Source organism: Streptomyces sp. NPDC040410, assembly GCF_055595715.1.
This window is the reverse complement of record NZ_JBVIVK010000022.1, coordinates 17,762-30,094: the sequence shown is the minus strand read 5'-3', so window position 1 is coordinate 30,094 and position 12,333 is coordinate 17,762. Positions and strand designations below refer to the sequence as shown.

Below are 12,333 nucleotides of genomic sequence, written 5' to 3'. Positions count from 1 at the left end.
GCCCGCCAGGTCCACCCGCCAGCCGCTGGACGTGATCCAGTGCCCCTTGGGGTACGCGAAGCGACCGTGCCGGGCAGGGTGAACCCGGCCAGGCGGCAGACCCTGTTCGAGGCGGCGTGGTCCACCTCCGGGAACGCGTGCGGACACCGTCGCCCGCCGGCGGCCCGCGCCGCCTCCACGCCGGCCCCGGCGGCACGGGCGGCCTCGGCCGGGAGACCCCGCCCCTGGTACACCGGCAGGAATCCCCCACCCGGTCTCCCAAACCTCCCCGCCCCGCCACTCGCGCGCCCCCCAGAACCCGCTCGACCCGACGGTCTCCCCGCTGCCCGCCGGCCGCGACCCGGTACATCCGCCCCTGTCCTCGGCTCGACATACCGCCGATGCCGGGTCACCAGCTGCACCTCCGTCTCGGGACCGCTCACCGTCACGGACCCACGCGGCGCGTTCCCCCGTGCGGCCCCGCGCCGCGGGCTCACCGTTTCGCATGAACCCGGCGGGAACTCGCGGCCCAAAATCGAACAGGCGTAGCATTGCCCCGTGGCTACGACCTACGACTTTCCGAGTGACCTCCTCGCCGGTCAGGAGGAGCTGCATCAGGTCCGGGCCGAGCTGTCGGCCCTGCTCAAGCGGCTGCCCTGGTCGGTCGAGCCCCTGGACGGCTTCAGCGACGACAACGGCTGGCGCAAGGTGGAACGCCCCGCCTCCCCCGGCTGGACGGCCGACGAGCAGGCCGAGGTCGAGAAGCTCCGGCAGCGGGAACACGAGCTCGCCGTCTTCGTCAGCACACACCGCTTCTGGGCGGAGGCCGCGACCACGGAGCGCGTCGACGCCCGCATGACGCTGAAGCACGCGCGGGAGACCTGAGGGCGGCCCGAACGCGGAAGACCCCGGCCGCGATCGGCCGGGGTCTTCCGCCGGTGTGGGCGCGGACGGTTTCGAACCGCCGACATCCTGCTTGTAAGGCAGGCGCTCTACCCCTGAGCTACGCACCCGAGACGAGTCGACAGCCTACATTGCCCGGCCCCCTGTCCTGCAAACCCGTATCGCGGGCCACGCCCTAGCCGTCTCGCGGGCCGCGCCGTGGCCGTCGCCGGTGCTGTCGTGGTGTAGCTCCCGGCGGCACCGCCCGTGGCACCTCCGCCAGGCAGGACAAACATCCCGATCAGCGTGTATCGAGGTACCGCGAGGCGTCGCAGTGAAGGCCGAGGACGGGGACGGGAGCCTGCGGGCGCGGCGGTTCTCGAACTCGGTGCCGTGCCGCGGGACGAGGCCGGCTCGTACCTCGTGTCCGCGCACACCGGCGACGGCAAAGTCACCGTCCCGACGGCGAACTGACCGACCCGTGTGTTCGTCCTTAACCGGTGGGAGAATGACAAGGGCACCGGCCAGGACGGATGACAGCACGGGAGAGGGATGTGACGGCGACACCTTCGCAGCCGTACTCGCCGTTGGTGCCGCGCGCACACCACCGTCCCGGGCGTCACGCGCTCCGCGACACCCTCATACTGATCGGCCTGCCCCTCGTCGCCGCGCTCGCGCTGCCCGCCGCGTACGCCGGCGGCGGCACCCGGCGCTGGTTCGGCGGGCGGTCCGAGAGCCAGCGGGCCGAGGCGCAGGCCGCGAAGGACGCCGCAGCGGCCGCGTTCTACGAGCTCGACACCGCCCAGCGCGATCTGCGGATCTCGGTGGAGACGATCACGGCCGTGGACGACTCCCCCGCCGCCCGGCGCGCGGTCGCCGACTTCGAGGCGCTCGGCAGACGCATCGACGAGGCCAGCCACCAGTACATCAACGCCGTGGACGCGCACGATCTCGACCGCGACGACCTGGAAGCGCACGCCGCGTCCCGTGCCCGCGCGGAGCTGACCACCGCCAAGGACGAGCTGGGCCGTGTCAAGCAGGAGCTGGACCGCTTCGCAGACGGGCTCGGGCCGCTGCTCGGCAAGGCCGAGACGCAGCTGGCCCGGGTGGCACCCGCCGTGGAGCGGGCCCGGCAGGGGCTGCTGGCCGCTTCGAACGCCCTGGACGCGGTCCGTGGTTCGGGCCTGAAGGCGGACGACCTCGCCGCCCGCCTCGCCGCCCTCGGGCCGGAGCTCACCAAGCTCAACCAGGGCGCCGGGCAGCACGGCGTGCCGCAGACGCTGGAGCGTGCCGAGCGGGTGGCCCGGGAGGCCGGGGCGGTCCGGGCGGAGGCCGAGCGGCTGCCGGAGCGGGCGGCGGAGACCGACCACCGGCTCGTCTCGCTGCGCACCCGCGCCGAGGCACTGACCACCCGCGCGGGTCAGGTCGAGCCCGTGCTGAGCGAGCTGCGGCGGCGTTTCACGGCCGCCTGCTGGCAGGACCTCCAGCATGTGCCGGAGCAGGCCGCGGAGAACGTACGGCAGGCCGAGCTGAAGCTGAAGGAGGCGCAGGCGGCGCGGGACGCGCAGCGCTGGCCGGACGCGACCGCGCTGCTGTCCACGGTGCGGGCGCTGCTGAACACGACCGACGAGTCCGTGTCGGCGGCCGGGGACCGGCTGCGGCGGCTCAACGCCGTGCAGAAGGATCCGCGGCAGGAGATCGACCGGACCCGGTTCGCGATCCGGGACGCGCAGCGGCTGGCCATGACCGGCCGCAACACGCCCGATCCGCGGCACGCGGGCCCGCTGGACGAGGCGGTCGCCCGGCTGGAGCGCGCGATCGGCACACTGGAGGAGGGCCGCCACCCCGACTACTGGCACTTCCTCACGGAGACGGAGGCGGTGCGGCAGACGGTGGCGCGGGTGGTCTCGCAGATCCGGGAGGAGCGGGGAGCCGGCCACTGAGGCCGGCTCCCGCCCGCGGCACCGGTCAGGTGCGGTAGGCGTAGTACGCCGCGTTCGGGTACGACGCGACGATGCTCGCCACCGACCTGCGGAAGGTGTTGTTGGAGTGGTAGGTCACGTACGGCAGGCCCCGCCGGCTGCGGTACGTGACGATCATCGTGTGGTCCTTGGACCCGTCCTTGTCGAAGTCCACCTGGAGCACGTCGCCGACGTCCAGCTGGTAGACGTTGGTGAGGCTGGTGGTCCGCTTGGAGTTCTGGGCGAACCAGGACCACTCGTTGACTCCGACGAACGAGTGCGACTGGATGCTCGCGTCGCCGAACCACTTGGTGTAGTCGTACACGTAGCCGGGCACGTGCTTCCAGCCGCCCGCCTTCAGGGACTGGCTGACGAAGTTGGTGCAGTCGCCGCCGGCACCCTGCCCGTTGTAGTCCGGGTAGTCCTTGTTGTACGTGCTCCAGTACTTCTCCGCGTAGGTCGCCATGGCCCTGTAGTCCAGCGCGGTGCCGGTCAGGGTCTTGGCCTTGGCGGGCGCCGGCCAAGTGGTCGCCGCGCGGGGGGCGTCCGGCATGTCGGTGTCGGCGGCGGTGGCCGTGACGGACGGCTTGGCGAGCGTGTTCACCGCGATGCCCTCGTCGGTGTCACGGACGCCGGTCAGCTGCCAGTTGCCCTGCCGGTCGGCGGTGAACGTCAGCTCGTGGTGGGCCTGGAACCCGGTGGTCCTCGGCTCGTCGCCGCGGAGCTTCTGGTAGGTCAGGGTCGTGGTCTCGGTGACCGCGGCCTTGGCCGTGCGGCCCGTCACGCGCGTGGCGTCCAGGGTGACGGTGGTGCTGGCCTTGCTGTACTTCTCGCCGGCCTTGGCGAGGCGGCTCTTGCGCTGGTCGAGCGAGGACAGCGCGGTGTCCTCGCTGTGGGCCACGCCGGAGGACAGCCGGACGTCGCCGGCGAAGCCGTCGGTCAGCGGCTTCTCGCGGTTGCCCTGCCCTCCGGTCACCAGGGCGTCCGTACGGTCGGTGAAGACCGCGTCCGCCAGACGCTGGAAGGTGGCCTTGGTCTGCGCGTCCACCGTCGGGTCGTCGACCACGGCCGCGCCTGCGCTCCAGTTGGGCAGCAGCGCCGCTCCCGCAACGACCGAAGCGGCCGCCGCGCCGAATATGGTGGCGCGGCGCCGAGTGCGGCTCAATTTCCTTGACTTCACTGAAGATTCCCCTCTGCCCCGGCACTGGGGAAAGCCGGGCAGCGAATCTTCGCACGCCCTGTGTGCGTGTTGTGAAGAGGGATGCGGTTGAGGTTTGGTTACTTCACGACCGTCGACCAGTCCGGCGACTGTGCCGGGTCCAGGCTGCGCAGCCGCTCCAGGGTCTCCGGCTTCTGCACGTCCATCCAGTCGGCGAGTTCCTTGAAGGACACGCACTTGACGCCCTTCTTGGTGCACACGCTCTTGATGACCTGGTCGACGGCGTTCATGTAGATGCCGCCGTTCCAGTCCTCGAAGTGGTTGCCGATGAACAGCGGGGCCCGGCTGCCGTAGTACACGCGGTTGAAGCCGGCCATGTAGGTGTCGAGGGTCTGCTGCTGCCACTCGGGGTACTTGGCCGGGTCGCCGTGGGTCTCGCCCTCGGACTGGTTGTAGAGGAAGTTGAAGTCCATGGACAGGCCCTGGTACGTGCCGCCCTCGTACGGGAGCATCTGCAGCGGGAAGTCCCAGACGCCGTTCTTCTTCGTCGGCCAGATCTGGAAGTCACCCGCGGAGCTGGCGTCGTAGCGCCAGCCGTAGCTCTTGATGGCCTTCAGCAGGTTCTTCTGGCCCTCCAGGCAGGGCGCGCGCCCGCCGGTGAGCTCCTTCCTGAAGTCGAACGGCAGCGGATCGATGTCCTCGTACCCGGTGTTGGTCTTCCAGTTCTCCACGAAGGAGTAGAACTGGTCGATCTCGCTCTTCCACTCCTCGACGCTCCAGTCACCGCCGCCCTTGGCCTCGCAAAAGTGGCCGTTGAAGTGGGTGCCGATCTCGTTGCCGTCCTCCCACGCCTTGCCGAGCTGCTCCAGCGTGGTGCGTATGTGCTCGTCGGTGGGGAAACTGATCGCCGCGGAGCCCTTGCGGTGCTGCGGGGGCTGGTAGAGGTCCCTCTTACTCTTGGGCAGCACGTAGATGCCCGTGAGGAAGAAGGTCATGTGGGCGTTGTACTCCCTGGCCAGCTCCCGGTAGTGCGAGAAGAGGTTGTCGTCGCCCGCGAGCGCGCCGTCCCAGGAGAACACGACGAACTGGGGCGGCTTCTCGCCCGGTTTGAGCCGCTCGGGCTTCAACTGGCCTTCCTGGAGGCCCGTGTACGACGTGGAGCCGTCCCCCAGCACCTTCGTCTCGCCGTCCCACTCGGGTTCCTTGCTCGCCCCCGCCGAGGGGTTCCTGCCGGGCTCACGGTCGTCGGAGGACGCGGTCGGCGTGGTGGTGTCCGAGCGGTTCAGGGCCAGATAGCCCCCGACCAGCGAGGCCACGACGAGGAGGGCGGCCAGGGTCAGGAACCCGGGCTTGGTGGTACGGCGGGATGCTCGGGCTCTCCGACGGCGGCCGGATGCCGAAAGCGTGCGGGGCTTCATGGGCGGCTCATTCTTCGAGGGGGGTGGCGGGTGCGCTGCGGTCAGCCGAGTGGGCTCATGGCTCTGAACCAGACTCCGTAGGGGACGTCGGTGGCGTTCGTGCCGGCGACTCCTTTCAGCGGCAGGGGTTCCAGGCTCTTGGACAGGTCGATGCGGTAGACGACGACGGCGGTCGACACGGACTTGTCCGTGCCGACGTACCAGGCCGCCGTGTCGTCCTGCGTGGTACCGGCCTTGCCCGCCACGGTCGCCGTGCCGGTGGCGTCGGCTGCATGGGCCCCGCGGAACGAGTCCGTGAGCGCCTCGCTGACCTGGCGGGCCGTTTCCGGGCGCATCGCACGGCTCGGCTTCAGCCGGTCCAGCGCGACCTTGGAGCCGTTGCGGGTGATCCGGCTGACGGAGTACGGCTCGGTGTGCATGCCGTCGGCGTCGAAGGTGGCGTAGCCGCTCGCCATGCGCAGCGCGCTGGGCGTGACGCTGCCCAGGGACAGCTCGGGCACCTGACGGCCGAAGCTGGACGAGAGGAAGCCGGCCGCCTCGGCGGTCTTGCGCACGTTGGACAGGCCGGTGTCCATGCCGAGCTGCATGAACGGCGTGTTCACCGACTGGGCGAGCGCCGTGCGCAGACTGATCGGCCCCCACGACTCCTCGCCGTCGTTGTGGGCGGAGACCTGCTTGCCGCTGCGGTCCCAGTAGGGACCTTCGGGCGTCGTGACCGGGATGGCGTTGTCGCCGTTGTAGACGGTCTCCGGGGTGACGGGCGTCGCGCCCCCGTCGCGGGTCTTGGTGACCCCGTGCTCCAGGCCGGCGGCGTACACGAAGGGGAGGAAGGCCGAACCCGCCGGGACGGTGGTGGCGTTGGACTCGTTGAAGCCCTGGGTGCGGTGGTCCGGTCCGCCGTAGACGGCGAGGATCTTGCCGTCGGCGGTCACCGAGGCTGCTCCGTAGTGGACGGTCTTCGCCTTGGCCGGGCTGTTCCTCCTGGCCACCTTGCGCGCCTTGGTCACGGCGGCGGTGAGCTCGGCCTCCCGTGTGCGGTCGAAGGTGGTGTAGATCTGGTAACCGCCCATGTCGAACTCCCTGTCCGATATGTGCGCGGTCTTCTTGGCGTACTGCGCCGCGAGTTCGACCAGGTAGTCGCTCTGCTTGCCGGTGTCGTAGGTGCGGGACTGTTTGAGGGGCTCCGGGAAGGTCTTGTACTTGGCGCGCTCCGCGCGCGAGAGCTTGCCGATCTCCACCATGCGGTCGAGGGTCCAGGACCAGCGTTCCACGGCCCGGTCGCGGTTCGCCGGGCTGAGCACGGGGTCGTAGAGGCCGGCGCCCTTCAGCAGCGAGGCGAGGAAGGCGGCCTCGCTGGCGTTGAGTTCACGCACGTCCTTGCCGTAATAGGCCTGGGCGGCGCGCTGGATGCCGTAGGTGCCGCGGCCGAACCAGCTGGTGTTGAGATAGCCCTCGAGGATCTTGTCCTTGCTCATCTTGTTGTCGAGCTTGAGGGAGATCATCGCCTCGGTGAACTTGCGGCTGACCGAGCGGTCCTGACTCAGGTAGACGTTCTTCACGTACTGCTGCGTGATGGTGGAGCCGCCCTGGGTGTCGCCCTCGCCCACGGTGCGCCACAGGGCGCGGCCGATGCCGCTGACGGAGATGCCCGGGTCGGAGTAGAAGCTCGCGTTCTCCGCGGCCAGCACCGCCCAGCGGACGTCCTCCGGGATGTCCTTCAGCGGCATCGCCTGCCGCTGCACCCAGCCGGTGCGGGCCATCGGGGTGCCGTCGGACCAGAAGAAGACGTTGTCCTGCTGGGTGGCGTAGGTGTTCAGGTTCTCCGGTATGTCGGTGGCGGCGTAGGCGACGACCAGCATCAGGCCGGTCAGTCCCACGGAGGCCAGCGCGGCTCCCACCGTCTGCCGCCAGGACGGTATCCAGCGGCGCCAGTCGGTACGGCCGGGACGCGGGTACTGCGGCCGCAGCTTGCCCGCGTACGGCGCGAGCCCCTGGACGAGCGGCGCCAGCCGGGCGGCGACCGGGGCGAGAAGCGGGCCGGCGGCGACAGTGACGCGGGCCAGCACGGGGGGCGACGTCTTACGACGGCTGCCCGACCGGGCGGGCATCTCCGACCGGCCCGCCCGCGACTCCGCCGACGCGTGGTCGGCCCTCAGCGAGGCGACCTTCAGCTGCATGGTCTCGTCCGCCGGCGGACCGGCCTGCGCGGCCCGGTCGGCCTTCAGAGCGGGGTCGGCCCGCAGCGAGTCGACCTTGAGCTGCATGGTCTCGTCCGCCGGGGGGTGGGCCTTGGGAGCCCGGGCGGTGTCGGGAGCCGGGGCGGACTTGGGCGTCCGGTCGGTCTTGGGCGCCCGGCCGGTCTTCGGCGCCCGGTCGGTCTTCGGCGCCCGGTCGGGGTTCCGAGCCGGGTTGGTCTCCCGGGCCGAGTTGGTCTCCCGGGCCGAGTTGGCCGTCCGAGCCTGGTCGGTCCTTCGAGCCTCGTCGGTCTTCGGATCCCGCTCGGCCCTGGGAGTCCGCTTGGCCTTGGCGGCGCGGTCGGCCCTGGAAGCCCGCTCAGCCTGCGCCGCCCGATCGGCCCTGGAAGCCCGCTCAGCCTGCGCCGCCCGGTCGGCGTTCGCCTCCCGGTCGGCCTTCGGCATGTGGTCGGCGCGCAGCGAGTCGACATTCAGCTGCATGGTCTCGTCGGCCGGCAGATGGGCCTTGGGGGCCCGGTCGCGCCTGGTCGTCCGGTCGGGCGCGGGCGTCCCACCGGTCTTTGCCGTCCGGTCCGGCGCGGGCGTCCCGCCGGTCTTCGGAGCTCCCTCGTCCCTGGTGGTCCGCTCGGCCCTAGGAGTCCGGTCGGCCTTCGCGACCCCGTCGGCCTTCGCAGCCCGGTCGGCCTTCGCAGCCCGGTCGGCCTTCGCAGCCCGGTCGGCCTTCGCAGCCCGGTCGGCCTTCGCGGCCCGGTCGGTGTTCCGCATGTGGTCGGCGCGCAGCGAGTCGACGTTCAGCTGCATGGTCTCGTCGGCCGGGGGCGTCTCCGCCTCCTGCGCGGGCGCCTCGGCCCGGACCTCGGCCTGCCTGTGCCGGCGCCAGGCCCGCCAAGGCGTATCCCGAGGGCCCGGCTCACGGCCCTCCTCGACGCCATCCCCCTGCCCTGCCTCGGTCACGCCTGCGTCTCCCTCCGCACACAATGTTGCTCGCGCGGGTAGATGCGGCGGCCGACGTCTCGGCTGCAAGCCCCCCAATTTCCCCGGCCTTCCGGCCTCCTCGCGGCATCCACAAATTACCAGCGATTTTTTCGAATTGTTCGACAGGCGATCGGACAGAAGTGGAAGCTGTGAGCCACGCAACTCTCCGAGCCTGTGGCTCCCGCTAACCTGAGCGCATGCCTCGCTACGAGTATCGGTGCCGGACCTGCGGCGACACCTTCGAACTGAGCCGCCCGATGGCGGAGTCCTCCGCCCCCGCGACCTGCCCTTCCGGGCACTCAGACACGGTCAAGCTGCTGTCGACGGTGGCCGTGGGCGGCTCGGCGAAGGCCCCGGCAGCCGCGCCCCGCGCGGGCGGCGGGGGCGGCTGCTGCGGCGGCGGCTGCTGCGGCTGACCCGCCGCCGGCCGCGTTTCTTCAGAAGATCTTCAGCTTTCGTTCCCCGGCGCCGTGCCGCGCGTCGCCCTGAGGAACTCCCGCAGGATGCGCTCGCCGGCCAGCACGCCCCGCTCCGGCAGTGCGCTGATCGCCGGTGCCGTCCAGGCGCTGTCGGCCAGTTCGCCGTGGCCCGGGCGCCAGCCCCGGTCCGCCGCGAGCAGCAGGTCGGCGTCGAGGAGGGAGTCTCCGGCGGCGAGCGTGAGGTCGGCGCCGGTGCGGCGGGCGACCTCGTGCAGGGCCGCGCTCTTGGTGAGCGGCTTCGGGACGGCGTAGATCTTGCGGCCCTGCAGCGACACGGTCCAGCCGCGGTTCTCCGCCCACACCGCGAGCTCCTTCACCCACTCCTCGGGCAGCAGCTCGCGTTCGACGACGAGGTAGGCGAAGAGGTCCTCGGCGATCCGGTGCTTGCGCACCCACAGCGGGTCGGCCGTCGCCATCAGGTGGTCGCGCACCTCCGCGAGGGGCGCGCACTCGTCGTCCAGCCGGGCCTTCACGCACGCGTGCCAGTCCTGGTCGGTCACTCCGTCGACCAGCAGGTGCCCGCCGTTGGCGCAGATCGCGTACGTCGGCGCGGGGCCCGGCAGGCTGATGCGCTGGTACTGCTTGCGGGTGCGGGTCGTCGTCGGCACGAACACCGCCGCGTCCCCGAGGTCCGTCAGCAGTGCCGCGGCCGTCTCGGTCATGTACGACAGCGGCCTGCTCTCGTGCACCTCGACGCACAGCAGCCGGGGCGCCCGCGCATCCGGCATGGTCAGCGCGAGGGCCGCGGACGAGTAGATGAGCGTACGGTCGAGGTCGCTCGCCACCAGCACCGGCATCAGACCGTCACCGCCTTGCCGTCGGCGCCCGTCGCACCGCGCGTGTACTTGGGGTGGATCAACCCCACGCAGGTGTAGGGCAGTTCGTCTACCTCCTCGACCGGTACGCCTCTCTGCTCGGCGAGCAGGCGTACGTGGTCCAGGTCGGCGCCCGCCCCGGCCCGCGCCAGGATCTTCCACGGCACCCGGCGCAGCAGCACCCGGGTGGTCTCGCCGACGCCGGGCTTGACGAGGTTCACGTCGTGGATGCCGTACTCCTCGCTGATGCGCTCGACTGCGGCCCAGCCCGCCCAGGTCGGGCTGCGGTCGCCGGACAGCAGGTCCTTGGCCTGCACGTCGACGGCGTCGGCGACCTCGGGGAAGCGGGCGGTCACCGCGTCCAGGAAGTCCACCGACACGTCGGCGCCCGCGAGTTCGCGGTAGAACTTCGCGCCGTGGAAGTCGTTCGGGCCGACGAGGTCCGCGCGCAGCACCGTCCGCGAAATCAGTCCCGAGACGGTCGAGTTGAGGCAGGCCGAGGGGATGAGGTAGTCCTCCCGAGTGCCGTACGTCCGCACGCAGGAGCCCGGATCGGCCAGCACCGCGATCTCCGGGTCGAAGCCGGTGATGCCTTCTGACGCCTCGAACTCCTTTAGGGCGTCGGCGAGTTCGCGGGTGATGGCGCCCTTGCCGGTCCAGCCGTCGACGAAGACGACGTCGGACGGCTCGTGGTGGGCGGCCAGCCAGCGCAGCGCGTTGGCGTCGATGCCGCGGCCGCGCACGATCGACACGGCGTAGTGCGGCAGGTCCAGCCCGTGCCGGAACCGGGCCCAGCGGCGCATGAGGATGCCGACGGGCGTGCCCGCTCGGGCCAGGGACACCAGGACGGGCCGGGGCACGGGGGTCCCCCCGCTCGAGCGAAGCCGAGAGTGGGGGCGTTCGGCAAGCACGATCTCGGTGACGGCACCGGCCGCCAGCGCGAGCCGTGCCGCGGACTCCGCCAGCGCCGCCTGGAACAGCTCCTGGTACTGCTCGCTCGGCTGGTACTCCACAGGCAGCGACTCCGCGTAGTGCGCGCCGCCGCTCTGGATGGCCTCCTCGCGCTCCTCGGTCGGCGCCTCCAGCGTCACGTCCGAGAGGTCCTGCAGCAGCCAGCCGACCTCCTCGGGCGGATACGAGGAGAAGGCGGGGCCGCGGAGGGGCTCGGGCAGCATGGAGGGCCTTTCGGGTACGTACAGGGGCTGGGGGACGTAGGACGGGAGGACCGCGAGCAGGACGTGCGGGACGTGCGCGGCGAGCTGGGACAGCAGGCCGTCCGGCGCGTGCAGTGCGGGGGTGTCTGCGACCGAGTCGACGACGGCGACCACGGCGTCGAAGCCGGCGCCCGCGACGTTGTAGGCGTAGCGCTCGCCGGGCCCGTCGGCCGGGTCGTCGTGGGACGGGAAGACGATGCGGCTGCGTATCGCGTAGCCGGGGTCGTCGACCGCGAGGACGGGAGAGCGGGTGGTGGTGGAGAAGCGCACCTCGGCGCCCACGGCCTGCTCCAGTTCACGGGCCAGTCGCAGCGGCGCGTACATCAGCTCCTCGAAGCCGAGCACGAGCACCCGCCCGGCATCCTCGGGCAGGGCTTCGGCGAGCCGGGCGGCCATCGCGGGCAGGGCGCCCTCCAGCCGGGCGCGGTGGGCGGGCGTGAACCCGTGCCGGCCACCGTCGGGCAGTCCGCGGGGCCAGCCCGGGTCGACGCGGGCGACACGGCCGTACGACCGCTCGGCGGGCGCCTCCTGGGACTCGTGCCGGGCGACCAGCTCCCGCCCCTTCTCCAGCACCCCCTCCGGAAGCCGTACGTTCCCCGAGGCGGCCGCGACCAGGTCCACCCGGGCGCCGATCTCCCGCGCGAAGTCCGCCAGCCGGTCCGTGTCCTGTGCCGAGCGCATGTCGACCAGGGCGACCACGACGTACCGCCGGCGCGGGTAGCGCTCGTGCAGGTCGCGGATGGTGTTCAGGACCGTGTTCCCGGTGGAGAACTCGTCGTCGACGAGGACCAGCGGGCCGTCCCCGACCAGCAGCGCCGGGTCCTCCGGCAGCAGCAGGTGCGAGGTGGCGTGCGAGTGGGACTCCTCGAAGCCGCCCGCGGCCGCGACACCGGGGACCGGGCGGCGGGTGGAGTGCAGGTAGGGGGCGAGCCCCAGCCCGTCGGCGACCGAGTGGCCGAGACCGGTGGCGGTCTCCGCGTAGCCCACGACGACCGCCCTGCCCGCCTCCGCGGCGCCCAGCAGCTCGCGCACCCGTCGGCCGAGGGCGAACCCGTGGCCGTACACGACGGACGGCGACTGCGGTACGTGCTTGCCGAGCACGTTCGACACGAGCAGATGCGCCCGCTTCGGGTTGCGGCGCAGCGCAAGCCCCAGTAGATCGGTCAGCCTGCCGTCCCCGGCGAGTTCGACACCGAGCCGCTCGGCGACCCAGCTGCCCGACCAGACCCCGTTGTTCACTGCGTTGTTCATGCGTC

At 71.7% G+C, this 12,333-nt stretch carries 8 protein-coding genes and 1 tRNA gene; 3 read left to right on the top strand and 6 right to left on the bottom strand.

Translation table 11 applies throughout. The features are described from left to right. The first annotated feature begins 537 nt into the window (after positions 1–537). Positions 538–864 carry a hypothetical protein gene (locus ACZ562_RS31880; RefSeq protein WP_471186254.1) on the top strand — a complete coding sequence of 109 codons (327 nt, stop codon included), beginning with the start codon at positions 538–540 and terminating at the stop codon, positions 862–864. A gap of 56 nt (positions 865–920) precedes the next feature. Here the strand turns inward: ACZ562_RS31880 and ACZ562_RS31875 are convergent. Then, positions 921–992: transfer RNA gene (locus ACZ562_RS31875), tRNA-Val, on the bottom strand. 423 nt (positions 993–1,415) lie between these two features. Between ACZ562_RS31875 and ACZ562_RS31870 the strand changes: the two genes are divergently transcribed. Continuing rightward, entirely contained in the window at positions 1,416–2,804 is a 1,389-nt protein-coding gene (locus tag ACZ562_RS31870; RefSeq protein ID WP_471186251.1) for a hypothetical protein, read from the top strand. 25 nt (positions 2,805–2,829) lie between these two features. On the opposite strand, the gene ACZ562_RS31865 is transcribed toward ACZ562_RS31870, so the two are convergent. From ACZ562_RS31865 to ACZ562_RS31855, 3 genes are all read right to left on the bottom strand, one after another. After that, the gene (locus tag ACZ562_RS31865) at positions 2,830–3,987 is read right to left on the bottom strand and encodes an amidase domain-containing protein (RefSeq protein ID WP_471186248.1); all 1,158 of its coding nucleotides are present in this window, start codon (positions 3,985–3,987) and stop codon (positions 2,830–2,832) included. Positions 3,988–4,100: 113 nt separating this feature from the next. Next, positions 4,101–5,399, bottom strand: a complete 1,299-nt coding sequence (locus ACZ562_RS31860) for a polysaccharide deacetylase family protein (protein ID WP_471186245.1) — start codon at positions 5,397–5,399, stop codon at positions 4,101–4,103. A gap of 41 nt (positions 5,400–5,440) precedes the next feature. Continuing rightward, positions 5,441–7,663 (bottom strand): transglycosylase domain-containing protein, encoded by a 2,223-nt coding sequence (locus tag ACZ562_RS31855; protein WP_471186420.1) that lies wholly within the window; start codon positions 7,661–7,663, stop codon positions 5,441–5,443. Between the two features lie 1,103 nt (positions 7,664–8,766). Between ACZ562_RS31855 and ACZ562_RS31850 the strand changes: the two genes are divergently transcribed. Continuing rightward, positions 8,767–8,985 (top strand): FmdB family zinc ribbon protein, encoded by a 219-nt coding sequence (locus ACZ562_RS31850; protein WP_471186243.1) that lies wholly within the window; start codon positions 8,767–8,769, stop codon positions 8,983–8,985. 32 nt (positions 8,986–9,017) lie between these two features. On the opposite strand, the gene ACZ562_RS31845 is transcribed toward ACZ562_RS31850, so the two are convergent. Beyond that, positions 9,018–9,845 carry an HAD family hydrolase gene (locus ACZ562_RS31845; RefSeq protein WP_471186240.1) on the bottom strand — a complete coding sequence of 276 codons (828 nt, stop codon included), beginning with the start codon at positions 9,843–9,845 and terminating at the stop codon, positions 9,018–9,020. Next, entirely contained in the window at positions 9,845–12,328 is a 2,484-nt protein-coding gene (locus ACZ562_RS31840; RefSeq protein ID WP_471186237.1) for a phosphoribosyltransferase, read from the bottom strand. Before ACZ562_RS31840 ends, ACZ562_RS31845 begins: the two co-directional genes overlap by 1 nt. Positions 12,329–12,333: the final 5 nt, after the last annotated feature.

What these genes read in the sequence shown, in the direction of transcription:
- ACZ562_RS31860 (WP_471186245.1), bottom strand. Translation starts at nt 5,399, where the DNA reads ATGAAGCCCCGCACGCTTTCGGCATCCGGCCGCCGTCGGAGAGCCCGA.
- ACZ562_RS31855 (WP_471186420.1), bottom strand. Translation starts at nt 7,663, where the DNA reads ATGCAGCTCAAGGTCGACTCGCTGCGGGCCGACCCCGCTCTGAAGGCC.
- ACZ562_RS31850 (WP_471186243.1), top strand. Translation starts at nt 8,767, where the DNA reads ATGCCTCGCTACGAGTATCGGTGCCGGACCTGCGGCGACACCTTCGAA.
- ACZ562_RS31845 (WP_471186240.1), bottom strand. Translation starts at nt 9,845, where the DNA reads ATGCCGGTGCTGGTGGCGAGCGACCTCGACCGTACGCTCATCTACTCG.
- ACZ562_RS31840 (WP_471186237.1), bottom strand. Translation starts at nt 12,328, where the DNA reads ATGAACAACGCAGTGAACAACGGGGTCTGGTCGGGCAGCTGGGTCGCC.